Source organism: Streptosporangium canum (assembly GCF_900113865.1).
Taxonomy (GTDB): domain Bacteria; phylum Actinomycetota; class Actinomycetes; order Streptosporangiales; family Streptosporangiaceae; genus Streptosporangium; species Streptosporangium canum.
Genome location: NZ_FOQY01000013.1, coordinates 78,584 through 100,902, shown reverse-complemented (window position 1 = coordinate 100,902; position 22,319 = coordinate 78,584). Strand labels below are relative to the sequence as shown.

At 70.7% G+C, this 22,319-nt stretch carries 24 protein-coding genes and 1 pseudogene; 12 read left to right on the top strand and 13 right to left on the bottom strand.

Annotation, left to right across the window (positions count from 1 at the left end; all coding sequences use genetic code 11):
• Positions 1-3: 3 nt before the first annotated feature.
• Positions 4-438 (bottom strand): hypothetical protein, encoded by a 435-nt coding sequence (locus tag BM085_RS20600; RefSeq protein ID WP_093888583.1) that lies wholly within the window; start codon positions 436-438, stop codon positions 4-6.
• 197 nt (positions 439-635) lie between these two features.
• The gene (locus BM085_RS20595; RefSeq protein ID WP_425443272.1) at positions 636-947 is read right to left on the bottom strand and encodes a transposase; all 312 of its coding nucleotides are present in this window, start codon (positions 945-947) and stop codon (positions 636-638) included.
• A gap of 440 nt (positions 948-1,387) precedes the next feature.
• Here BM085_RS20595 and BM085_RS20590 point away from each other — a divergent pair, with 440 nt between their 5' ends.
• Together BM085_RS20590 and BM085_RS20585 are read left to right on the top strand one after the other, a co-directional pair.
• Positions 1,388-1,795 (top strand): YciI family protein, encoded by a 408-nt coding sequence (locus tag BM085_RS20590; protein WP_218158773.1) that lies wholly within the window; start codon positions 1,388-1,390, stop codon positions 1,793-1,795.
• Positions 1,792-2,937, top strand: coding sequence for an RNA polymerase sigma factor (locus BM085_RS20585; RefSeq protein WP_093888580.1), 1,146 nt, complete (start codon positions 1,792-1,794; stop codon positions 2,935-2,937). The genes BM085_RS20590 and BM085_RS20585 overlap by 4 nt, the downstream gene beginning before the upstream one ends.
• Positions 2,938-3,185: 248 nt before the next feature.
• On the opposite strand, the gene BM085_RS20580 is transcribed toward BM085_RS20585, so the two are convergent.
• Positions 3,186-3,473 (bottom strand): TetR-like C-terminal domain-containing protein, encoded by a 288-nt coding sequence (locus tag BM085_RS20580; RefSeq protein ID WP_245789474.1) that lies wholly within the window; start codon positions 3,471-3,473, stop codon positions 3,186-3,188.
• On the opposite strand from BM085_RS20580, the gene BM085_RS20575 reads away from it, so the two are divergent.
• From BM085_RS20575 to BM085_RS43220, 3 genes and pseudogenes are all read left to right on the top strand, one after another.
• Positions 3,427-4,278 (top strand): aminotransferase class IV family protein, encoded by an 852-nt coding sequence (locus tag BM085_RS20575; protein ID WP_218158772.1) that lies wholly within the window; start codon positions 3,427-3,429, stop codon positions 4,276-4,278. The two genes, BM085_RS20580 and BM085_RS20575, sit on opposite strands and share 47 nt — an antisense overlap.
• Before the next feature lie 310 nt (positions 4,279-4,588).
• Entirely contained in the window at positions 4,589-5,032 is a 444-nt protein-coding gene (locus BM085_RS20570; RefSeq protein WP_093888579.1) for a hemerythrin domain-containing protein, read from the top strand.
• 190 nt (positions 5,033-5,222) lie between these two features.
• Positions 5,223-5,297 (top strand): annotated as a pseudogene (locus tag BM085_RS43220) (mycothiol transferase); the annotation flags it as partial.
• Positions 5,298-5,463: 166 nt separating this feature from the next.
• Here BM085_RS43220 and BM085_RS20560 read toward each other — a convergent pair.
• Positions 5,464-6,609: a serine hydrolase domain-containing protein gene (locus tag BM085_RS20560; RefSeq protein WP_093888577.1), complete on the bottom strand. Its 1,146-nt coding sequence runs from the start codon at positions 6,607-6,609 to the stop codon at positions 5,464-5,466.
• Between the two features lie 140 nt (positions 6,610-6,749).
• Here BM085_RS20560 and BM085_RS20555 point away from each other — a divergent pair, with 140 nt between their 5' ends.
• The 3 genes from BM085_RS20555 to BM085_RS20545 all read left to right on the top strand — a co-directional run bounded on the left by BM085_RS20555 (position 6,750) and on the right by BM085_RS20545 (position 11,729).
• On the top strand, positions 6,750-9,896 hold the full coding sequence (locus BM085_RS20555; RefSeq protein WP_093888576.1) for an ATP-binding protein: 3,147 nt from the start codon (positions 6,750-6,752) through the stop codon (positions 9,894-9,896).
• Positions 9,897-10,049: 153 nt separating this feature from the next.
• The gene (locus BM085_RS20550) at positions 10,050-10,718 is read left to right on the top strand and encodes a HEAT repeat domain-containing protein (RefSeq protein ID WP_093888575.1); all 669 of its coding nucleotides are present in this window, start codon (positions 10,050-10,052) and stop codon (positions 10,716-10,718) included.
• Between the two features lie 6 nt (positions 10,719-10,724).
• Entirely contained in the window at positions 10,725-11,729 is a 1,005-nt protein-coding gene (locus BM085_RS20545) for a HEAT repeat domain-containing protein (RefSeq protein ID WP_093888574.1), read from the top strand.
• 68 nt (positions 11,730-11,797) lie between these two features.
• Here BM085_RS20545 and BM085_RS44545 read toward each other — a convergent pair whose 3' ends face one another.
• Positions 11,798-12,127, bottom strand: coding sequence for a GNAT family N-acetyltransferase, cg3035/Rv0428c family (locus BM085_RS44545; protein WP_177245185.1), 330 nt, complete (start codon positions 12,125-12,127; stop codon positions 11,798-11,800).
• A 73-nt stretch (positions 12,128-12,200) separates the two neighbouring features.
• On the opposite strand from BM085_RS44545, the gene BM085_RS20540 reads away from it, so the two are divergent.
• Positions 12,201-14,243 carry a serine hydrolase domain-containing protein gene (locus tag BM085_RS20540; protein ID WP_177245184.1) on the top strand — a complete coding sequence of 681 codons (2,043 nt, stop codon included), beginning with the start codon at positions 12,201-12,203 and terminating at the stop codon, positions 14,241-14,243.
• Between the two features lie 132 nt (positions 14,244-14,375).
• Here the strand turns inward: BM085_RS20540 and BM085_RS20535 are convergent, their stop codons facing one another.
• From BM085_RS20535 to BM085_RS20520, 4 genes are all read right to left on the bottom strand, one after another.
• Positions 14,376-15,662, bottom strand: a complete 1,287-nt coding sequence (locus tag BM085_RS20535) for an RNA polymerase sigma factor (RefSeq protein WP_093888572.1) — start codon at positions 15,660-15,662, stop codon at positions 14,376-14,378.
• 5 nt (positions 15,663-15,667) lie between these two features.
• Positions 15,668-16,018 (bottom strand): YciI family protein, encoded by a 351-nt coding sequence (locus tag BM085_RS20530; protein ID WP_093888571.1) that lies wholly within the window; start codon positions 16,016-16,018, stop codon positions 15,668-15,670.
• A 148-nt stretch (positions 16,019-16,166) separates the two neighbouring features.
• Positions 16,167-17,000, bottom strand: coding sequence for an SGNH/GDSL hydrolase family protein (locus BM085_RS20525; protein ID WP_093888570.1), 834 nt, complete (start codon positions 16,998-17,000; stop codon positions 16,167-16,169).
• Positions 16,997-17,713 (bottom strand): hypothetical protein, encoded by a 717-nt coding sequence (locus BM085_RS20520; RefSeq protein WP_093888569.1) that lies wholly within the window; start codon positions 17,711-17,713, stop codon positions 16,997-16,999. The genes BM085_RS20525 and BM085_RS20520 overlap by 4 nt, the downstream gene beginning before the upstream one ends.
• A 154-nt stretch (positions 17,714-17,867) precedes the next feature.
• Between BM085_RS20520 and BM085_RS20515 the strand changes: the two genes are divergently transcribed.
• On the top strand, positions 17,868-18,374 hold the full coding sequence (locus BM085_RS20515) for a MarR family winged helix-turn-helix transcriptional regulator (RefSeq protein ID WP_093888568.1): 507 nt from the start codon (positions 17,868-17,870) through the stop codon (positions 18,372-18,374).
• 342 nt (positions 18,375-18,716) lie between these two features.
• On the opposite strand, the gene BM085_RS20510 is transcribed toward BM085_RS20515, so the two are convergent.
• A complete protein-coding gene (locus BM085_RS20510; protein WP_218158771.1) occupies positions 18,717-18,902 on the bottom strand; it encodes a hypothetical protein in 186 nt (61 codons plus the stop codon).
• Positions 18,903-19,020: 118 nt separating this feature from the next.
• Positions 19,021-19,743, bottom strand: coding sequence for a VOC family protein (locus BM085_RS20505; RefSeq protein ID WP_093888567.1), 723 nt, complete (start codon positions 19,741-19,743; stop codon positions 19,021-19,023).
• Between the two features lie 56 nt (positions 19,744-19,799).
• Between BM085_RS20505 and BM085_RS47425 the strand changes: the two genes are divergently transcribed.
• Complete coding sequence (locus BM085_RS47425; protein WP_143120999.1) at positions 19,800-20,123, top strand: Tn3 family transposase; 324 nt, start codon at positions 19,800-19,802, stop codon at positions 20,121-20,123.
• On the opposite strand, the gene BM085_RS20500 is transcribed toward BM085_RS47425, so the two are convergent.
• Positions 20,084-20,731, bottom strand: a complete 648-nt coding sequence (locus tag BM085_RS20500; RefSeq protein WP_245789472.1) for a TetR/AcrR family transcriptional regulator — start codon at positions 20,729-20,731, stop codon at positions 20,084-20,086. The genes BM085_RS47425 and BM085_RS20500 overlap by 40 nt on opposite strands.
• A gap of 66 nt (positions 20,732-20,797) precedes the next feature.
• On the opposite strand from BM085_RS20500, the gene BM085_RS20495 reads away from it, so the two are divergent.
• Positions 20,798-21,229, top strand: a complete 432-nt coding sequence (locus tag BM085_RS20495; RefSeq protein ID WP_093888565.1) for a hypothetical protein — start codon at positions 20,798-20,800, stop codon at positions 21,227-21,229.
• 37 nt (positions 21,230-21,266) lie between these two features.
• Here the strand turns inward: BM085_RS20495 and BM085_RS20490 are convergent, their stop codons facing one another.
• Positions 21,267-22,310 (bottom strand): saccharopine dehydrogenase family protein, encoded by a 1,044-nt coding sequence (locus BM085_RS20490; RefSeq protein WP_093888564.1) that lies wholly within the window; start codon positions 22,308-22,310, stop codon positions 21,267-21,269.
• Positions 22,311-22,319: the final 9 nt, after the last annotated feature.

Below are 22,319 nucleotides of genomic sequence, written 5' to 3'. Positions count from 1 at the left end.
TGCCTATGCTCGGCTGCGGCGGTGGAAATCAAGGGTCGCGACGATGAGGAGCACCGCCCACACCGCGCAGTAGCCGCCGAAGACCGCGCCGCCGCGGTCGGTGAGCATCGCTCCGCCGAGCATGCCGATCGCGCCCGCGGCGGCCATGGCTGCGCACGTCCACAACAGCGCGAGCAGTATCCATCGCGGTAGTAGCCGGCGGACAGAGGTCAGGGATACCAGCAGCAGTAAGACGATGAGGGCGCCGGCCGCGGCGTTGGCCCATTGGGCCTGGGCGACCTCTCCCGGCCCATAGTCGCGATAAGCGTCCGCGGTAACCTGCGGGCCGCCGGTGACACCGATCCGTTCCTCAAGGGCGAAGTGAGCCTTCGACGCCAGATATAGCAGTGTCCAGCCGATCGCCGCGCAACCGGCCCATCGGCCGATCCATTTAGTCATGCCAGCGATCATGTCAGCGGCGGTGGCCTGCGGGCATCCCCACCGAGAGCCATCCCTTCCCCCGCACGGGGGATACGGCGCGGGATGAACATCGAAATGTCAATCCCTCAAACCAGAGCTTGGTCATGGTCCTCGACCAAGGTCGATGAGGTCGTATGGATCGCGATGGCAGGCGGGGCATCGCGACAGCGTCGCGATCAGCAAGGTCTGGAGGCGGGACACGACCCTGGTACAGGTTCAGCGTGGTGGTGGGCGCGGGCTGTGGTGGAGTCCACGCTGACCAGGTCAAGGTCGGCCTGTCCACGGGCCGCGGCCTCGGCGATCACGGCCTGCGTCAGCTCCTCGAAGACGCCTGTGGTCGCCCAGGATCGGAAGCGGTCGTAGACGGTCGACCACGGCCCGTACTCCTCCGGCAGATCCCGCCACGGGCTGCCAGTACGAAACCGCCACATCACCGCGTTGAACTGCCGCCGCAGGTCCGGGATCGGACCGCGCTCACCCAAGGGCAGGTGAGGATCGATCAAGGCCCATTCCTCGTCGGTGAGGTCTCCGCGCGCCTTAGAGATGGCCTACCAGGACGGCAGACCACCACACAGGCGCATCCCTCTGATCTCAACCCCGTACAGGCCCTAGTCGAAGGGGATGCCGTCGAAGGTGCCGGACAGGGACGCTCTGGTGGAGAACGCCGTCCCGTGGGGTTGCGGCGGGCGGTGGCGTCTGCGGCGGCGAAGATGGCCGCGGGCATCCGCCACCCATCGACGAGGCCCGGTCGGGCTACGACGCAGGGCTCGCGCTGGACAAGGCGCAGTGCCCATCCGTGACGCCGCGGCGCGCGGAGTCTTTGAAGTCCGCCAGGAAATGTCGCGGTGGGATGTCGAGAACCCGCGCGCGGTTCCGTCCCCGAAGTGAACACGGCCACAATGGGCCGTACCGCACCAAGGAGAATATGATGGCCAAGTACCTGCTGCTCAAGCACTACCGGGGCGCGCCGGCATCGGTCAACGACGTGCCGATGGACCAGTGGACGCCGGAAGAGCTTTCGGCCCATGTGCAGTACATGCGGGATTTCGCGGCTCGGCTCGAGGGCACCGGCGAGTTCGTCGACAGTCAGGCGCTCTCCTCGGAGGGCACGTTCGTCCGATACGACGGCGAGGGGCGGCCGCCGGTCACCGACGGCCCGTTCGCGGAGACCAAGGACCTGATCGCCGGCTGGATGATGATCGACGTCGAGACCTACGAGCGGGCGCTCGAGCTGGCCGGCGAGCTGTCCGCGGCTCCGGGGGCGGGTGGGAAGCCGATCCACGAGTGGCTCGAGGTGCGCCCGTTCATGGCCGAGCATCCCACGGTGATCGAGTGAACGAGTCGCTGCTGCGGGAGCTGGTGCCCGCGGTGATCGGTGTCCTCGTCCGTCGCGGAGCCGACTTCGCGGCGGCCGAGGACGCCGTGCAGGACGCCCTGGTCGAGGCCGTACGCGTGTGTCAGGACGACCCGCTGCGAGATCCCAAGGGCTGGCTGATCACCGTGGCCTGGCGGAAGTTCCTCGACGCCGCCCGCGCGGAAACCTCGCGACGGCACCGCGAGCTACGCGTCGAGAGCGAGCCCGTGCCCGGCCCGGGCGAGCCGGCCGACGACACGCTCCAGCTGTACTTCCTGTGCGCGCACCCCTCCCTGACACCGGCTTCGGCCGTCGCGCTCACGTTGCGCGCGGTCGGCGGCCTGACCACGCGTCAGATCGCGCAGGCCTATCTCGTGCCGGAGGCGACCATGGCCCAGCGGATCAGCAGGGCCAAGCGGACCGTCTCGGGCGTCCGGTTCAACCAGCCCGGTGACGTCGCCACGGTGCTGTGCGTGCTCTACCTGGTCTTCAACGAGGGCTACTCCGGCGACGTCGACCTCGCCGTCGAGGCGATCCGACTCGCCCGCCAACTGGCCGCAGTGACCAAACATGAGGAGGTCGCGGGCCTGCTTGCGCTCATGCTGCTCCACCACGCGCGGCGCCCGGCACGGACCGGCCTCGACGGCAGCCTCGTGCCTCTTGCCGAGCAGGACCGCGGCCTGTGGAACACCCGCCTGATCGCCGAGGGCGTCGACGTGCTCCAGGCGGCCCTCGCCCGCGACCGCCTGGGCGAATTCCAGGCTCAGGCCGCCATCGCCGCGCTCCACGCCGACGCCCAGAAGGCCGAGGAGACCGACTGGGTGCAGATCGTCGAGTGGTACGACGAACTGGTGCGCCTCACCGACAGCCCGGTGGCCCGCCTCAACCGGGCCGTCGCGGTCGGCGAGGCCGACGGCCCGCGGGCCGGCCTGGCCGCACTGGCGGGGCTGGACACCGCCCTGCCCCGCCACGCCGCCGTCGCGGCGTACCTGCACGAGCGTGACGGTGACCCGGTGGCCGCAGCACGGCTCTACGCCGAAGCCGCCCGATCGGCGCCCAGCCTCCCCGAACGCGACCACCTCACGCGACAGGCCGCACGGCTCAACACGCGGCTACGCAGTTGAGCGGCGGGCGGCAGGCATTCACCGACCCGATAGGGACGGTCCGCTCACCCCGTCGGCCGGCCGGACCGCGTCATTTGCCGTTCCAAAGGCCGATATCCCGTGCTCTTCGCTCCTGACCGGCGATCACCACAAGCCGGACCCCAACCGGACACCCGGCACCAATCGCGCGACATCTACCATGCTCGTTCTCAGTGCCAACGGCTGCCGGCTCGTTCAGGCGGGCGTGGCTGTTTGATCGCGGGCCTGGCTCACTGCGGGTGCGGGCGGCTGTTACCGGCGGGAGGAGCGTCTGGGCGGGTGTTCGCCGGGGCGAGGCCGGCGAGGGCGACATCGACGATCATGTGGATGTGATCCGCGTCGGCGGGCCGCTGGCGGATGAGCCAGTGGTAGTAGGCAGGGCCGTACAGCAGTTCGATGACGAGGTCAGGGGCGAGGTCGGGGCGGATCTGGCCTCGGCTTCGAGTAGTCCAGCAGGAAAGCGGGGTCCCTATGTCAGGCAGCTTGGCTCCGAGTGAACGGCGACCGGCAGGCGACACGACGTCCGAACCCGTCGTTCAACGTAACGGCCGGGCGGCGACCGCCGGCGATCTGACACCACTCGCCTTCGCGGGCTATGCCCACTTCACCGCCATGCAGGTGCGTGGGGGCCGGGTCCGGGGCCTCGACCTGCGTCTGGAGCGGCTGCGCCTCGCCTCGGTGAAGCTGTTCGGTCAGGCACTGCCCGACGATCGGGTGCGGTCCCATTTGCGGGCGGCACTGGAGGCGGGTCCGGCCGACCTCTCACTGACGGCCACGGTGTACTCGCCGGCGGGCGAGTTCACCGTGGCCGGGGCTGACGTGGAGCCCGAGGTGCTGGTCCGTACCGGACCGCCCGCGTCCGGCCCGGAGGGTCCGCTGACACTGGCGACGGTCGAACGCGAACGGGTCCTCCCGGCCGTGAAGCACGTCGGCGAGGTGGCGAAGACGTACTTCCTCCGCCAGGCCGTTGAACAGGGCTTCGACGACGCCGCCTTCGTCGACCGCCGGGGCCGGCTCAGCGAGGCGTCGATCTGGAATCTGGCCTTCTGGGACGGCTCCGCGGTGGTGTGGCCCGAGGCCGAGATGCTGGGCGGGACCACGATGGGCATCGTCCGCCGGCAGCTGGATCGCCTCGGGATCCCCCAGCGCGTCCAGGAGGTCACACTCGCCGGCCTGCCGGCGCTGGCCGGGGCCGTGGTCATGAACTCATGGACGCCGGGTGTGGCGGTGCGCCGGATCGGCTCCGTGCCGTTGCCTGAGGCGCCGTCCTTCCTGGAGGTGCTTCACCGGGCCTACCAGGCCGAACCACTCACCTCACCGTGAGAGCCGGTCCAACCGCATCCCCGGCCGAACACCGGAAGGGCCGCCGGGGCCGGGCCGCCCTCACCTCGGTGTCCGCCGGTCCCGCGCGAGCCTTCCCCCAGGGCGCCTTCGGAGCGGTGGCCTCGCGGACCAGTACGTGCTGGTCCGCGCCGGGCTCGGGATCGGGGCGGCCGAGCGTCCGCACAAGGAGCATGGCCGCCGATGTCCCGAAGAGGACGAAAGACCCTATCGACGGCGGGCGTCCTCCTCTACCTGGTGAAGTCCTCGCGGGGCATCCTGGATTCACACGCTGACACCGAGGGATCACATCATGTGCAATTACTGTGGCTGCCGGGACTTTCCGCTGATCGGCCGGCTGTCCGAGGAGCACTGGCAGATCGAGGAGAGCGCCGGGGCACTGCGCCGGGCCATCGGCGAGAGCCGGTACGGCGACGCCGCGCTTCTGCTCGACGAACTGCTTGCCCAGCTCCTCCCGCACACCGCCCTCGAGGAGAGCGGCCTGTTCGCCGAGTTGCGCGCCGAGGGGTCGCTGGCGGGGGCGGTGGACCGGCTCTGCGATGAGCACGATGAGATCCACGGAGTGTTCGGCGCGATCGACCGCGCGGCGCCGGACTGGCCCGCCGTGCTGGAGGCGATCGGGAAGTTGCACCGGCACATCGACAGCGAGGAGCACGGCCTGTTTCCCGCCTCGGTGATCATGCTGCCGATATCCGCCTGGGACCGCATCACCCCAGAGCCCGCGGCCGGGGGGTGAGCATGGCCGTCTCCCGGGAGGCGCACGGTCTTTCGCCCCCGAGGAGCATGACCGTCTCCCGGGAGACGGGGTGACAGGACCATCGGAACCGGGTCGTGCGCTTGTACGTTCCACCACGATCTACCGCAGACAACTGCCGATGACCTGCGGCAACAGTGTCACCGCGATCCCGTGGCCGCAGGGTGTCCGAATCGAGGAGTACGCACAGCACAACGGCCATGCCGACCTCCTGCGGGAGGCGGTGGACGGGCTCACCGGCGAGTAACCGCCGCACGGACCGCCACATCACCACGGGTCCTGACTTCACCTGGTTGAGGATGGCCGCCCGTGCACCGTCTGCCAGGAGCCGCCGGGGACAGACAGCACCGTTGGGAAGGCTTCTGCCGCGCCGGCCCCCGGTGGACATCGCGAGCCGGTGGCGGGCAGCGTGCTTACGCACCGATGGAGACGCCGAACTCCGCTTCGACGACCTTGAACATGAGGTCCCAGGTCTTCCATTCGGTGTTGGTGTGGACGGCGATGGTGTGCCGCCCGTCGGGGGTGCCGACCGCGAAGAACCAGGATCCCCAGAGGCTGCCGCCGACGCCGCGCAGCGTCCGGCCGCCGGTCGCCTGCTCGTCGAACTCGAACAGGCCCAGGCCGTAGCGGGTGTGCGGCATCCAGTAGCTGCCCTCGGTGGAGACCGTGGTCCACATCTGCCGGTGCTGGGCGGGCGGCAGCAGGCTGCCGGTGGTCATCGCGGCGAAGAAGCGGATCATGTCGCCGGTGGTGGAGACGACGTTGCCGGCCGCGTAGCCCAGCGAGGAGTTGAGCTCGGTGACGTCCAGGGGCGGCAGGCCGGGCTCCTCCATCAGTGACTGCCAGTTCTCCGGGGTGAGCGCGGCGGGGTCGGCGCCGTCCTTGAGGAACAGGTGGGAGTAGCCGCGCGGGTGCGGAGTGGGATAGCCGGTGTCGGCGGTGGGGCGCACGCGGGTGTGGGTCAGCCCGAGCGGCCGGGTGACTGTGCGCTCGACCTCGTCGGCGTAGCTGTTGCCGGTGACCTTCTCGATGATCGCGCCGGCGATGTAGAAGCCGCCGTTGGCGTACTCGAAGCGCTCGCCGGGCGCACCGACCGGCGGCTGGGACACCGCCACCCGCAGCAGCTCTTCGGTGCTGAAGGTGTCGAAGCGATGCTGGACGAACCCGGAGCGGGTGGCGTAGCGGTAGCTGACCTCCGGGGCCAGGCCGGTGGGGAACAGGCCGCTGGTGTTGCTGAGCAGGTGCCTGATGGTGATCTTGTCGCCGTCGTAGCCGTTGACGTCCAGCACGCCGGGCAGGTGCGCGTTCACCGTGTCGTCGATGCTCAGCCGGCCCTCGGCCTCCAGGGCCAGGAGCACGGCGGCGGTGAAGGTCTTGCCGCTGCTGCCGGTGTGGAAGTGCTCCCCCGGCCGGCGCGGGGCGCCGGTCTCGAGGTCGGCCACACCGGCGGTGCCGAACCAGGTCCGGTCCCCGTCCTTGACGTCGGCGACGATGCCGGGGACGCCGACCTCGGCCACCGCCCGGTCGAGCACCTGCTGTAGTTTCTCGTGCGCTGCCATTGCACTGCCTTTCGGACGTTTCTTCCGTACGCCCTCCACAGTGTCCGGCGGCGCTTACATGCCTCTTAGAACGCTCTTTCAGTCGGCGCGGCGCCACTTTCAAGCGCACGCGCGCCGCTGTGTACTCATAGCCTTTGCGCATGCGGATTGAGGTGCTGGGGCCGGTCCGGGCCTATGCCGACGATGGTGCGCCGATCGATGTCGGCGGCGTCATGGTTCGCGCGCTGCTGGCCCGGCTGGCACTGGCCGGGGGCGAGACGGTGTCGGTCGACGCACTCGTTGACGGCCTGTGGGGGGAGCATCCGCGCGGGGGCACCGTCAACGCGCTGCACGGGCTGGTGCACCGGCTGCGCAAGGCTCTGGGCGGGGCCGGGGTCGTGGAGAGGGCGGCCGGCGGGTACCGCCTGCACGCACGCGCCGAGGACGTGGACGCCTACCGGTTCGAGGAGAGGGCGAAGCGGGGCGGTCGCGAACTGGCCGCGGGCGCCGCGCAGCGGGCGGCCTCGCTGCTGGACGAGGCGCTGGCGCTGTGGCGGGGAGACGCGCTGGCCGACGTACGCGATGCCCCCTTCGCCGGTACGGCCGGCGCGCGGCTGGAGGAACTGCGCGTCGCGGCCGTTGAAGACCGGTTCGAGGCGGAGCTGCGACTGGGCCGCCACGACGAGATCCTGGCCGATATGGCGGCGATGGCCGCCGGCCACCCGTTGCGCGAACGGCTGGCCGGACTGCGCATGCGGGCCTTGCACGCGGCAGGCCGCCAGTCCGATGCGCTGGCCGTGTTCGAGGAGGTCCGCGGCACGCTCGCCGAGGAGTTGGGCGTCGACCCGTCTGAGGGACTACGCAAGACGCACCTGGCCGTACTGCGGGGGGAGCTGGAGATCCCCGAGGCGGGACAGGCTCGGCCGGAGGCGGTGCGAGGACGTCTGCCGGCCCAGTTGACCGGCTTCGTCGGCCGGGCGAAGGAGCGGGGACTGCTGGCTGGGTTGCTGGAGACCTCCCGGCTGGTCACCGTCGTGGGTCCCGGAGGAGTGGGTAAGACCCGGCTGGCCGTGGAGGCGGTGAGCCGGCACCGGGCCCATCGGCGTGGCCGGATCTGGTTCGTCTCCCTGGCCGGGGTGAACACGGCGGACGGGCTGCCCGAGGCGGTGCTGGGCACGCTCGGCGTCGCCGATGCCCAGCCGTCCGGCACGCCGCTGGACCGAGTGGTCAATCTGCTCGCCGGTGGTGAGGGCGTGCTGGTCCTGGACAACTGCGAACAGATCTCCGAGCCCGTCGCGGAGTTCGCCGGGCAACTGCTGGAGCGCCGGCCGTACTTGATCATCCTGGCCACGAGCCGGGAACCGCTGGAAGTCATGGGTGAGACGCTGTGCCGTCTGGGCCCGCTCGACCTGCCCCCGGCGCACGCGGATTCCGCTCGGGCCGGCGGATCGGACGCGGTACGGCTGTTCCTCGATCGCGCGGCAGCCGTACAGCCCGGCTTCGCGCTGGACGCGTCGACCGCGGCCTCGGTCGTGGACATCGTGCGCCGGCTGGACGGGCTGCCGCTGGCCCTGGAGCTGGCCGCGGCGCGGCTGCGGACCATGAGCGCCGGCCAGGTCGCCCGGCGGCTGGATGACCGCTTCCGGCTGCTCAGCACCGGTAACCGGGCCGCCCAGCCCCGCCAGCAGACCCTCCATGCGGTCATCGAATGGAGCTGGGACCTCCTCACCGATCAAGAACGGACGCTGGCCCGCCGAATGTCGATCTTTCCGGCGAGAATGGGAATCGCCGCGATTGAGGCGGTCTGTTCGGACGAGGCGCTCCCCGCGGGCGAGGTCGTCCACCTGCTGGACTCCCTGGTCGACAAGTCCATCGTGGAGCGGGCCGGTGACGGCTACCGGATGCTGGAAACCATCCGAGCCCATTCGGCGGACAAGCTCCGCCTCGCGGGGGAAGCCGAAGCCGTCCTGCGCGGGCTCACGCGGCACTTCGCCGACCTGGCCGAGGAACACGAGCCGCTGCTGCGCTCGGACAAGCAGGCGGAGTCGCTGCGGCTGTTCCAGGCCGAGTACGACAACCTGATGTTCGCCCTGCAAACGGCCGTCGACGGCGGCGACGCCGAGACCGCGGCCCGGATTCTCGGGCCGCTGTACTGGTATTGGGTCATGCTCCGCTACGACGCTCGGGCCGACGCCTACGTCGCCAAGGTCGCCGGGTTCGGCGACGCGCTGCCCGCGGACGCCCGGGCCGCGTTCACCGCGATCCACCTGGTAGCCGGCGAGGGCGGGCCGATCAACGACCCCGAACGGCTGCGCGCGCTCATCGACGACTGCGCGCGCACGGGCGCGCTACGGCGTTATCCGATGCTGCTGACGACAGCGCTGGCGATGGCGGCGACGCTCGGGCTGGACGGGCTGGTCGACCAGGAGATCGCTCGGGTGCGCGGCGGCTCGGACCGCTGGGCGATCGCCTGCACCTTCATGATCGAAGCCATGCGGTATCGCGGACGGGGCGACCGGGAGAGCTCCGCGACCGCGATCGCGGCGGCGCTGCACGCGTTCGAGGAGACGGGCGATCGGTGGTGGACGGCGAAGACGCTGTACGGCCTGGCGCAGATCCACGCCATCGCCGGTGACCACGGCCAGGCGATCACCGCCTACGAGCACAGCATCGCGATCGCCACCGACCTCGGCTCGCAGGACGAGGTCTCGACCCGGCTCGGGCTCGCCACCGAACGCATGCGCGCCGGCGACCTGGCCGGTGCCCGGCACGACATCGAAACCGCCGAGCGAGCGGCCTGGCAGCGTGGCCAGCCGGTGCTGGAGATCGATGTTCTCGGCTGCCTGGCCGAGCTGTACCGCCGCTCCGGAGAGGTCGAACGCGCCGATCAGGAACTCGACCGGATGGAGGCGATCGCCCGCAAGCTGCCCCTGTCGGCAGAGGCCACCGACAATCAGCTGCTCCCCGCCCGGGTGGCCAACCTTCTCGCCGCCGGGGACGCCGTACGCGCCCGCGAACTGCTGCCCCGCGCCGTCCGAGCAGCGCAGGCGAACATGGACGCCCCCTCGGCCGCCCAACTCCTGGCCAGGCTGCTGCTTCTGCAGGGCGACCCGGCCGGCGCCGCCACCGCGCTCGGCCTGAGCCAGGCCATCCGCGGCGCCTTCGACCACGGCGACACCGAACTGCGCTCCCTCGCGGAGGTGCTCGCGGAACGGCTGGGCCGTACCGGCTACGACACCGCCTACCGACGGGGCGCGGACCTGACACCGCACGAGGCCACCGACCGGCTGACAGAGCTGTGCGGATAAGGCCGCGGACGGGCATCGTCGTGGGCCGGGCACAGGCAGGCTTGGCAGGCACCGCACTCGATGGGCAGAGGGTGCCTGGTGATCTCGCGGCGTGATCCCGCTTGACCTTGACACGGTGACAAGGTCTTCACTGTGGCCAAGGAGGTGGTCCCGATGACCATGCAGAAACAGGACACGGATACGATTCGAGCTCTCCGGGGGCTGGAGGACAGCCGCTCGTCAGTGCGGCTGCGGGCGGCGATGGAACTCGGCACGACCCCTGACCCGCGGTCCGTCGACAAGCTCATCGAACGATGCGCGATCGAACCCGAATTCTACGTGCGCGACATGCTGACGTGGGCACTCACCCGCCACTCGGCATCAATGACGATCCCAAAGCTTCTCCACGAAGTCCGCTCGGAGCGCGCGCAGGCACGGAGCCAGGCGTTGCACACGCTGTCCAAGATCGGGGACCGGCAGGCATGGCCGGCGATCACCCGGGCTCTTCTGTCCGACGCCAACGATGAGGTGGCGCGGAGCGCTTGGCGGACAGCGGTCGTGCTCGTGCCCGAAGGTGAGGAGCCCGAGTTGGCCGCAGTATTGTCGACACAGCTCGGCCGCGGCGAACGTGAGACGCAGCTGAGTCTCAGCCGGGCGCTGGTGGCGCTCGGTGAGGTGATTGTGCCCACGCTGAGCATTGCGATGACGGATCTCGATCCTCGCGTGCGCGCGCATGCGATCGCCACGGAACGGCTGTTGCGCGACCCGGATACCAGATTCGAGTTCGCGATCGAGGAGGCCAAGCGCGTCGTAGCCCTCGGCGGGATCAGCAAGGAGGAGTGACAGGCAGTGTTGATCGGCGATGTGGCGCGACAGTCCGGGGTCAGCGCCCGCATGCTCCGGCATTACGACTCGCTCGGCCTGGTGCGGCCAACGGGTCGTAGCGGCGCCGGCTACCGCGAGTACTCCAGCGAGGACATCCGGCGGATCTTCCATATCGAGAGCCTGCGGTCCTTGGGGCTGTCGCTGCGTGAAGTCGGGCGCGCGCTCGATGACCCCGGCTTCACACCCTCGGAGCTCGTCGACGACCTCATCCGCCAGACGCGAGAACGCATCGCGGCTGAGACGGAGCTGCTCACGCGACTCCGTCGGATCGGCGCCGTAGAACCCACCAGCTGGGAGGACGTCCTCCAGATCGTCGCGCTCCTCCAGTCGTTGGGGTCGAAGAGCGCCGGGAAGCGCCAGCGCGCGGCCCTGTCCTCAGTCGAAGAGGTTCCGGTGCCGGTGGAAGCACTGGTCGAGGCGGTGCTGAGCGAGACGGACCCGAACGTCGCCGGAGCCCTTCGATGGGCTCTGGCGCAATCGGGCGATGGCGGGTTGGCGCTGCTGGCGGAGGGCCTCGGCTCACCGGTGGCCGAGGTGCGGAAACGTGCCGTCCAGTCCATCACCGAGATTCCGGACGGTGAGGCGACCGCGCTGCTGCGGGACGCCCTCGCGAACCCCGACATCGCGGTCCGCCGGTATGCGGCTCTGGCGCTCGGGGCACGTGGAGTGGCCGACGCGGTCCCGACGCTCATCGACATGGTCGTCGAGGGGACGAATGACGTCGATGCAGCCGATGCGCTGAGCGCGCTGGCGAGTCGTCCCGCGCTGGCGGATCGGATCGCTGCCAGGCTCGTTGATCGCCTCGCCCACGGCACCGCCGGACCGTCCGCACGTCGACGGCTGACCCAGGCGCTCGCGGACATCCCGGGAACCACAGCGTCACGTGCCCTCGCGGATCTGTCACATGACGAAGACCGTGCCGTCGCGCTCACCGCGGCATACATCCTCGGGATACGCGACGCACGATAGGCGAAGGCCGGCCGCGAGCTCTTCGTTCCCGAGCCGCCGCGGTGGCCAGGTCCGTCAAGATGTGCTCCTCAGAGGCTGCGGGCGGTGGAGAAGGCCTCCAGCGCCGGGATGGACGGGGTCGCGCCGGTCAGCGGGAGCGCCGAGTCGGAGCGCCTGCGGTTCACGCCGGGAGTGTGGCGCAGCAGCCAGCCGTCGCGCTCCTCGAGGTGCCGGGCAGGCCAGACGTTGGCGGCGCACCGTTCGATCTGCCACGGACCCGATGCGCTGCACAGCCGGACGAGTTCGGGGACCAGGTGCCTCAGCATCTCCTCGTCCCGTGGATCTGATGGCGCGTACTCCGTGATGCCCAGGCCGACGATCTCGTGCCGGGTGCGGCCCGGCGTCGCCTGGCCGGGCACCGCCCCGGATATTGAACAAGCGCCCGCTTTGGTCGATCATGTCAGTGATCGCTCGAAGAGAGGTGTGCGTCCTGTGGGCCGACGGCTGCTGTCCCTGCTGGTGATACTCCTGTTCCCGCTCGCCCTGGCGGCGCCCGTCCAGGCCGCCCCCGGACCCCCGCCCGGCGTCGTGGTCGGGCAGCAGGACGGTCGCGTGGCGAGGGCGACGCCGAAGGTCCCCGTCGTCGGCGAGACCCGGTCGGGCGGGCATCTGGTGAAAACCACGACGGAGGCGCCGGAGCGCACCGAGGACGGCACGGGCGCCATGGCGCGGGCGACCCCGAGGGCCGGCACCGCCGCCGCGTTCAACGAGTCCTACGGGGACGACCAGTACCTCACCGCGCCGACGCAGTGGTGGACCGTCAACGGCTGGACGATCGAGCAGATCTACGACTACGCGCAGAGCCAGGGCGCGCGGGTCAGCGACATCGCCCACCAGCCCGGCACCCAGCTCACCTTCACCGCCACCCTCGTCAAGAACGCGGGCGCCTTCTGGGTGCGTTCCTGGGGGCTCTACTACGGGCTGACCGACCAGGGGGTGGTCGACCTGGCGAACTACACCGGCACCCGGCCCGCCTCGGTCGCCCGCTACTGGACCGCGGACGGCTGGCGGTTCGCCGTCGCACTGGTCGACAACACCGGCGACGGCGCCCGGCCCTGGTGGTGGTACTACGGCGACACCTCGTTCGTGCTCGCGCAGCAGCAGGCCACCGGCGCCCGCCCCGTCAAGCTGCGGCCGTTCGACGCAGGCGGCGGCACCCGCTGGTACGACCTGCTGATGACGGGCTGGAGCTCGCAGCAGTTCTGGTGGTGGCTGGGCGGCAGCGACGCCCAGATCAACAACCTGGCGAACCAGAACGGCGCACGGCTGGTGGACGCCGGCCGCAACGCCGACGGCACCTTCAACGCGATCATGTTGCGCAACACCTCCGGTCCGGGGCCGGGCTGGTGGTACGGCCTCGGCCACGACCAGCTCAACCTCAAGACGCTGCGCAAGGGCGCCCGGCTGATCAGCGCGCAGGGGTACGTCGACAACGGTCAGACGCTCTTCGTCGGCGTCATGACCCGGGAGACGACCGGCGCCGACCAGGCCCGCGCCATGGTGCAGAACACCATGCTGCACACCGCCTGGCTCAACGGCACCTCGGCGATCGCCGAACTGTCGGACGGGACGCTCGGCACGTTCCAGGCGCACTACGGCGACGTCTCCGGCATGGACGTGCGGGTGCGCGTCGCGAGCGTCTCGAAGACCTTCGCCGCCGCCGAACTGCTGCGGCTGGCCGCCGCCGGGCAGGTCTCGCTGGGCGCGCGCGTCTCGCAGTACCTGCCCGGCGTGACCGGCGGCGACCAGATCACCCTGCGGAATCTCCTCCAGCACACCAGCGGGCTGTACAACTTCACCGAGGACCTGCCCAGCTTCGGGACGACGATGACGCAGGGGTTCACCAACCAGCAGTTGCTGGACATCGTGAACCGGCACGCACGGCTGTTCACGCCGGGCTCCCGCTACTCCTATTCCAACAGCAACTACCTGGTCATCGGCATGATCATCGAACGGGTCACCGGCCGGTCCTACCCCGACCAGATGAGCCGTGACCTGATCGGCCCGTTCGGGCTGACCGGCACCTCCGTCCCCACCGACACCGCGCTCTCGTCGGTGCGGCTGCGCGGCTACTGGTGGAACCCCGACACCTCCAGCCGGGTCGAGACCACCGGCCAGAACGCCTCGCGCTGGGCGGCGGGCGGCCAGATGGTCTCGACCATCCCCGAGCTCAACCTCTTCTACAAGTATCTGCTGGCCGGGTACGTGACCGGGGCGAGCTGGCTCAACGAGATGAAGAGCAACCTCGTCTACACCGGCCAGGGCTCCAAGTGGGCCGGAATGGGGATCTTCCGGACCACCCTGAGCTGCGGTAAGAACGTCTGGTGGCACGACGGCCGGATTCCCGGCTACCGGACGTGGTCAGTGCACTCCGAGAACGGGCAGCGCAGCCTGAGCTGGGCCTACTCGGAAGGGTCAGCCAACCCGGTCAATTTCGACGACGAGTTCATCGACAACGTCTTCTGCCTCCTCTGAGGAGGCCCGCCGGCCTCCGTCGGTGTTTCACGATGGGAGCGGACGTCGTCCGGCCCCGGGGGACAGCCGGAGCCGTTCAGCTGTCCTCGGCCGGTGTCGGCTGCGATGGCGGCGGCTGGAGTGCCGGGGCCGTCAGGTGCCGGCCCCGGCGTCCGGGCCGGACGGCTCAACCGCCTTCAGCCTGTGTCGCAGGTGGGCGCGTTCGGGTTCGGTGCCGGCCAGGGCGAGCGCTTCCCGGTAGGCCGCGGCGGCCTCGGGAAGCCGGCCGAGCCGTTGCAGCAGGTCCGCCCGGGCCGCCGGGTAGGGATGGTGGGCGCGCAGCCTCTCCTCGCCGGCCAGGCTGTCGAGCAGCGCCAGGCCGGCCTCCGGGCCGTCGCGCATCGCCACCGCCGCGGCCCGGTTCAGGGCGACGACCGGGGAGGGGGCGAGGGCGAGCAGCACGCCGTAGAGCGCCACGATCTGCGGCCAGTCGGTGGTCGCGAGGTCTGCCGCCTCGTCGTGCAGGGCGGCGATCGCGGCCTGCACGCCGTACGGTCCAGGCGGGCCGCCGGTCAGCGCGGCGGGCACCAGGGCGAGGCCCTCCTCGATCATCGTACGGTCCCAGCGGTCGCGGTTCTGGTCCTCGAGCAGCACGAGCCCGCCGTCCGGGCCGGTCCGGGCATCGCGCCGCGCGTGGACCAGCAGCATGAGCCCGAGCAGGCCGGCGACCTCCCGCTCGGCGGGCAGCAACCGGCGCAGGATCCGCGCCAGCCGAAGGGCCTCCTCGGCGAGGTCGAGCCGCTGCAACCGAGGGCCGGCGCTGGCCGCGTACCCCTCCGTGAAGATCGAGTAGAGGACCTGGAGCACACCCGGCAGGCGTGCGGGCAGCTCGTCGGCGCCCGGCACCCTGAAGGGGATCCGGGCCTCTCGGATCTTCTTCTTCGCCCGCACGATCCGCTGGGCCATTGCCGCCGGCGGGACGAGAAAGGCCCGCGCGACCTCGGGTGTGGTCAGTCCGGCCAGGCAGCGCAGCGTCAGCGCCCCGCGAGCCTCGGCCGGCAGGGCCGGGTGGGCGCAGGTGAAGAACAGCTGCAGCCGCTCGTCCGGGAGATCGGCGTCCGCATCCGCGGGTGGAGCGGGGGCGGCCCGGTCCGCCTCCACCTGCAGGGCGGCGAGCCGGGCGGCGTAGGCCTGGTCCCGCCGCAGCCGGTCGACGGCCTTGCGCCGGGCCGTCGTCAGCAGCCAGGCGCCCGGCTTAGCCGGGACGCCCCGCACCGGCCAGTGCACCAGTGCGGCCTCGATCGCCTCGGAGGCGACCTCCTCCGCCAGGTCCAGGTCCCCGAAACGGCCGACGAGGGAGGCGAGCAGCCGACCGTGTTCCTCCCGGAACACCGACTCCACGGCCCTGTCCGTACCGGCATCGGTCGGCTGCTCCGCCATCTCCGTCAGGCCCCGAAGTCGGCGACCGGCCGTACCACGACCGAGCCGCTACCGCGGGCGCCGGGGCAGCGTGCGGCCCAGTCGAGCGCGGCATCGAGATCCGGCACGTCGATGACGTAGAAACCACCGAGCACCTCGCGGGTCTCGGCGAACGGCCCGTCGGTGACGGCCCGCTCGCCGTCCGCTCCCACCCGGACCGTCGTGGCGGTGACCAGGTCGGCCAGCGACTCCCCCGAGACGTAGATCCCCGCGTCCTGCACGGCCTTGTCGTAGGCCATCCAGTCCTCGACGCCGCACTCCGCGGCTCCGCCGTTCGCGTCGATCGCACCACTGTTGATCAGCAGCATGTACTTCATGGTCCGGCTCCTTCAGGTCCTGTCATCTTCTCGCGCGGCGGGTCGCCGTACACCATGACGACGAACGGGATGCGGCCACATCGACAGCTTCCCCGAGATTTTCTCCAGGCCGGTGTCACGGGTGCCGGCGGGACCGAAGAGGAGAAGCTTACGGCCGGTCCGCGCGGGTGTCGGCCAGCGCCTCGACCAGGGCGGCGGCCAGGGCCTGCTGACCGGCGAGGGAGAGGTGCAGGCCGTCGTCGAGGTGGAAGCGCTCTCCGCCCTGCCGGGAGATGACGGGGCCGCTGTCGACCGTGAGGTCCGGCTGCGCGTTCAAGATCTTCCCGATGGCGTCGATGTCCCGGTTGGCCCAGCTGATCGCGGCCCGCTGGAAGTGCGGATAGGCCGCGACGCGTTCCTCGTCCAGCGGGGCCGGGGTGATCCACGCCCATCGCGCCGCGGTGCGCCGTACGAGGAGGTCGCGCAGGGTGTGCAGGTTGCGTTCGGTTTCGGCGAGGCTGACCAGCGTCGGTCCGTCGGCCGCGAGACGCTGGGCGTCGTTGCCGCCGAGCATGCACAGCACCCAGTCCGGGCGGTGGAGGGACAGCCCCGGCAGCGCGGCCAGGGCCTGGGTGGTCGTCTGTCCGGTGACCGCCACGTTGATCAGGGTGATGCCGTCGGCGGGACGCCGGAGGTCGAGGAGATGGCGCAGGATCTCAAACCATGACAGCAGGTCGTCGGTGGTGCTCTCGCCGACGGCCAGAACACGCTGACCGGGGGCGAAAGGCAGCCGGTCGACTTTTTCCGCGAATCCGGGGGCGTCGAGCAGCTCCGCCGCCGCGCCGCGGGCCTGCTCCTCGTGGAAGCGGCGTACCCGCCGGTAGGTGGCCGTGTCCAGCCCGAACAGGGTGGCGAGCCGGTCGTCGTCGAGGCCGCCCAGATAGCCCAGGACCTTCTCGGGGTGCTGGAACCGCAGGAGCCGTTCGGTCATTTCGGTGTTCATGCGACTGCGTCCTTCGTGCGGGAGGCGTTCTTGCCGGCCCGGGTGCGGGGCAGCAGGAACCCCGCGGTGACGAGCCAGGCCAGGGAGGCGAAGCGGGCGATCGGCAGCGACACGGCCGCGCCGGGGACGAGCAGGGTGAGCGTGGACAGCTCGGCCACGACGGCGACGGCCAGGCCGGCGAGCGCGAGCGGGCGCGGGAGCAGGTCGGCCAGCAGCCCCGGTACGGCGATGCCCGCCACGAGCAGGCCGAGGAAGACGACGTGCCCGGTGCCGCCGGTGGCGAAGGCGAGGTCCTGCAGGGCTCGGACCACGGCGGCCCCGGTGAGCACCTCGGGCCGCGACAGCACCCAGCTGAACAGCGCGGACAGGGCCAGCATGGTGGCGGCCAGCGCGCCGCCGACCAGGGCGATGGTGGCACCGGGTGCGCGGACGCCGAGGTTGTGCAGGCGGGCCGAGGCGGTGGCGGCGTAGATCGCCATCGGCACCGAGGCGGCGAACTGCAGGAACCCGCTCACCCGCACGGCGTCGGGGTGATCGTGGAAGTAGGCGAGAATCCCGGCCTGGGAACCGAAGGGCGAGGGGAAGGTCTCGCCACCCGCCATGATCGTGCTGATCGCGATTCCGGCGAGGAACAGCACCGTGAACACGACGGCGAGAATCCCCAGCGGCGGCCCGGACTGGGCCTGGCGCGGGGTGCGCTCGGCGGCTGTCACACGATCACCCGCCCGCCGGTCACCAGCGCGACCTTGCCTGCCAGGCCCGGATAGCGCGGCCAGTCCTCATTTGTGGCATCGGGCACATCCATCTCCGTTCTGTGATGTGAACTATTCATAGCACAGAACTATTCACTGCCACTACCATCACTGCATGACCACGCAACCGCAGACCGGCCATGACGACGGATCGGCGCCGCGGTCCCGACCGAGGGGCGCGGCGTTCCTGCTCTCCCAGGTGGGCGCGCACGCCGCGACGCGGTTCGCCGAACGGATCGGCGGCCTCGGAGTGGCCCCCTCCGACGTCGGGCTCCTGCGTATGATCGCCACCCGGCCGGGCCGCAGCCAGCAGTCCCTGGCCGAGGAGCTGGGGGTCGTGCCGAGCCGGGTCGTCGCGCTGGTCGACGGCCTGGAGCGCAAAGGGCTCGTCGAGCGACGGCGGAACCCGCAGGACCGCCGCAACTACGCGCTGCACCTGGCCGCCGAAGGCGAGCGCGTGATGGCCGGGATGCGCGATCTCGCCTCCGCGCACGAGGACGAGATCTGCGCCGCGCTCGACGACACCCAGCGCGCGCAGCTCACCGAGCTGCTCGAAGCCATCGCCGCCCAGCAGGGCCTCACGGCGGGCGTTCACCCCGGATACCGGCACCTGCCCCAGTGATCACGCACGCAGGTGCGGCCGCAGGAGGCCACAGCACGTCACCGGCACACGCATGGGGTGGTCGACGGCGACCGCGCATGACGACGCCGGCCGTTTCCCGCCGGAAGGAACCGCCCGGGGCGGCGGTGTAAGGGGGCTGCGTTGGACGGCACCCCGGTTCAGCGCGGCGAGGGCCGGCCCTGGTCACTACCGGCCGCGCTACCCGCGCTGCCCTCGGGAGAGGGTGACTACGTCACTGATATATCGGGCACCTGCCGTCGGAGGAGGTCGAAAACACGACCATCGTGGCATGACAATCCAGAAACCCGACGCCACGGAACCCGGGGCACACCAAGGTCTCCATCAAAGTCGGGGCGATTCATCCGCAACCGGCCCCCGGCCGGTGGTCTTCACCAGATCGGCGAACAGCGCCAGGAACGCGCGTTCGTAGGGCGTTTGATCGAGTAGGTCGCGCACCTGGTCCGCATAGCTTGCGGCGACGGTGTCATAGGACGCCCGGGTGTCTGCCAGCCAGCCTTCGGTGATCATGCCGGACAAGATAGCTCAATCTGCGGATGCCGGCCGTGAAGGAGCGTAACTCGCCGATCCGGCATCACACCGTGCCGCGGGGTGGATCGGAGGCACGCCGCCCCCGGGTCTGGTCACGCTATCGGTGGGTCAGCACACAGAACTCATTGCCGTCGGGATCGGCCATCACCACCCGGCTGGCCCCGCGCCGGCCGATGTCGATTCGAGTCGCTCCGAGGGAGACGAGGCGGTCGACCTCCGCTTGCTGATCACCGTGCACAGGTGGAGCGAGGTCGAAGTGCAGCCTGTTCTTCCCGGTCTTCGGCGCCACTGGCGGACCGCCCCACGTGATCTTCGGGCCGCCGTGCGGCGAGCGGATGGCGGTCTCCTGGTCCTGGTCCCAGACCAACGGCCAGCCCAGCGCTTCGCTCCAGAAGTATCCGACCTCCTGCGACCCGTCGCACGCGAGCGCGCCGACGAATCCGCAGTCAGCGAGGAACCTGTTGCCCGGCCCGATGACGCAGAGCTCGTTGCCTTCGGGGTCGGCGAGCACCACATGCCCCTCTTCCGGGCGTTGCCCGATGTCGATGTGCCGCGCACCGAGTCCGAGCGACCTCGCCACCGTCCGCTGCTGGTCCTCGAGGGACGTGCTCGTCAGATCGAAGTGCATTTGGTTCTGGCCGGTCTTCTTCTCCTGGGTCGGAAGACATCGGATCCGGAACCCGGTGTCATCGCTCGGCAGAAGCGCGATGCCATCGTGGGGGTCGTCGGCCATCTCCCAGCCCAGGACTCCGGCCCAGAAGCGCGCGAGGCGGAACGGGTCGTTCGCATCGAAGCAGAGCGCGACGAGCTGAGAAGTCATCCCGCATCTCCAATCTGCTGGCTCACAGGCGCAGACAGGGCACGTCCTCCTGGCGCATGACGGAAGCAACGCTAGCCCGATCGAGGACGGCGACGCCGGCGACCCTGCCCAAGCGGCTGCGTTCCGGGTCGCGGAAGAACGCCACCCGCGCCGCCTTCCGCGAGGTCGGCCGCGTGATTCGCGCTGTGCGGCTGCTGCGCCACCTCACCGGCGCACCGCTTCGCCGGCGGGTGACGGCGAAGTGGCGCGCGGGTGAGGGGGCGGACCCACTGCGAGGCCACTCCAGCGAGGCCGCAGGAGCAAACCCGCACATGTCGGCCTCGTGCCTGCGCCGCCGTAATCACTCCGAACCGCGAAGCTCAGGAGCGCCCGCATCGTGATCGATGAGGGCCGCGTCAGACGCCAGGGCGCAGGCGGTGTCGGCGAAGTACCGCTCGTCGGCACCGTGGGCGAGGCCCAGCATGACGCCCTGGCTGAGGCCGACGAACAGTGCCCTGAGCGCGGTAGCCAGACGTCGCGCCTGATGCGACGTCACGACGTTCCCGTTGTGTGATCTGCCGGTGAACAACGCGATCAGGCGGCTCTCCTGTGTCCGGACGGATGCGGCAAGCCGGGACCCCAGCTCGGGGTCGTGCAGGGCCATGTCCAGCAGGGTGAACTGCAGCGACAGGCCGGACAGCGCGTCAGGGGCGTCACAGCTGCGCCGGTAGTGCCGGGCGAAGGCGTCGACCGCTTCAAGGAGATCCATTTCAGCGGGGATCGCCTGCTCGATCTCTTCGTAGTGCGGCCGCAGGTAGTCGGTGACCAGGGCGGCCACCAGGCCACTCTTGCTGCCGAACAGCGAGTAGACAGCGCCGGTGGTCAGGCCGGCCCGCTCGGCGATCTCCTCAAGCCTGGCCCGGTACCCGTCTCGGGAGACGACGTGGAACGCGGCATCCAGCAGGGCGCGGCGGTTGCGTTCCTTGGTCTCGGCTCTCGTCATTCTCATAATTTCGTTATTGTAGTAATCGAATTACGGAACAGGAAGTCGGACAGGCATCAGGGAGGAACGCTCATGACACAGACCCGGACTGTGACCTCGCCGGCGACACGCCGGTTGGCGGGGGTCATCGCCGACGGCGCCTTCAAGGTGGCGCTCGGTGCCGCCTTCATCATCGGCGCTGCCCGACTCGGCGATCTGCTCGGTGTGCCCTCCTGGCTGATGGCCGTCTCCGGCGTCGCCCTACTGATCGGCGGCGGGATCGAGATCGGGTATGTGCGCAGCCGCCCGATGCGCACATACACGCGGCTCATGGTCGCCTACGACAGCGGCTGGGTGCTGGCGACGCTCGCCGGCCTGCTGATGGCATGGCGGGGCAGCGGCGCCGGGGGTGAGGTGTGGATCGGATATCAGACGGCGGTTCCCATCGCGTTCGCCGCACTGCTGGTAGCCGCCACCTCCGTGCGGCCGACCTCGGACACCCGTGCGAAGGACTGCGCCCCCTGACAAGTGGATTCACCGGCAGCCCGGCACCGGTCGCCGGTCAGCCGCGTGTGTCGAGCGGGACCTGCAGCGAGAGGTGCGAGGACAGGGCGCGGAGGAAGTCCGGGGCGTCGAAGAGCGCGCCCGCGGAGGCGACGCCGGTGGTCCTGGTCCGGCCGGTGAGGATGCGGTCGACGGCCTCCACCGCGAGCGGCGCGCTGATGGCGTAGATGTCCTGACCGGCGGCGGCCACGCGGCGTTCCGTGCCGCCGGAGCGGACGCGGACGTCGACGACGAAGGTCTGCGCGGAGCGGCCGCGCCCGTCGACGGCGGTCGGCGCCGAGGCGTCAGGAGCGGACAGGTCCGCGGCCGCCTTGGCGGTCATGTAGGTGCGCACCTCCGGGACGGCCAGGTGGCTGGGAACGGTGACGACGTCGGCCATGGTGAACTCTCCCATGACGCTCTGGAGGCCGAGCGGAGCCGGGAAGTGCCACTCCAGGGTCGGCAGAGCGTCGTCGTGGTACTCCAGCCGTCCGCCGGTGTAGCGGACACGGCGGCCACCCCGTCGCCGCCCCGAGACCACACCCGAAGCGAGCGTTCCGGCGGTGGGGTGCCAACTGCTCAGGCCGTAGGCGATGTGCGCCTCGTCCGCCGCCGCCCAGTCTCCCATCGCGGTGGTGACCAGCAGGTCACCGAGGCCGCCGAAGAAGGCCATCGCCGGGACCACCACGGCGCCCGCGGCGCGGGCGCGCTCCGCGAAGTGCGCGAACGTGTCAAGGTTCGCCTCGAGCTCGGCCGCCACGTCGACATACGGGATGCCGGCGCGCAGCGCCGCCTCGACCAGCGGGGCGGCGGTCGAGGCGAAGGGCCCGGCGCAGTTGATCACGGCGGCCGCGCCGTTCAGCGCGCGGTCGAGCGAGGCCGGATCGTCGACCGACGCCTGCCGCGCCTCGAGCCCCGGTTGGGCCAGCGCCAGCGCCAGCAGCCTGTCCTGGTCTCGGCCGAGGAGCAGCGGGACGTATCCGCGCTCGCGCAACTCCGCGACCACGAACCGCCCGGTGTGCCCGTAGGCGCCGAACACCGCCACGTTCCGACCCGATCCCATGCCTGCTCC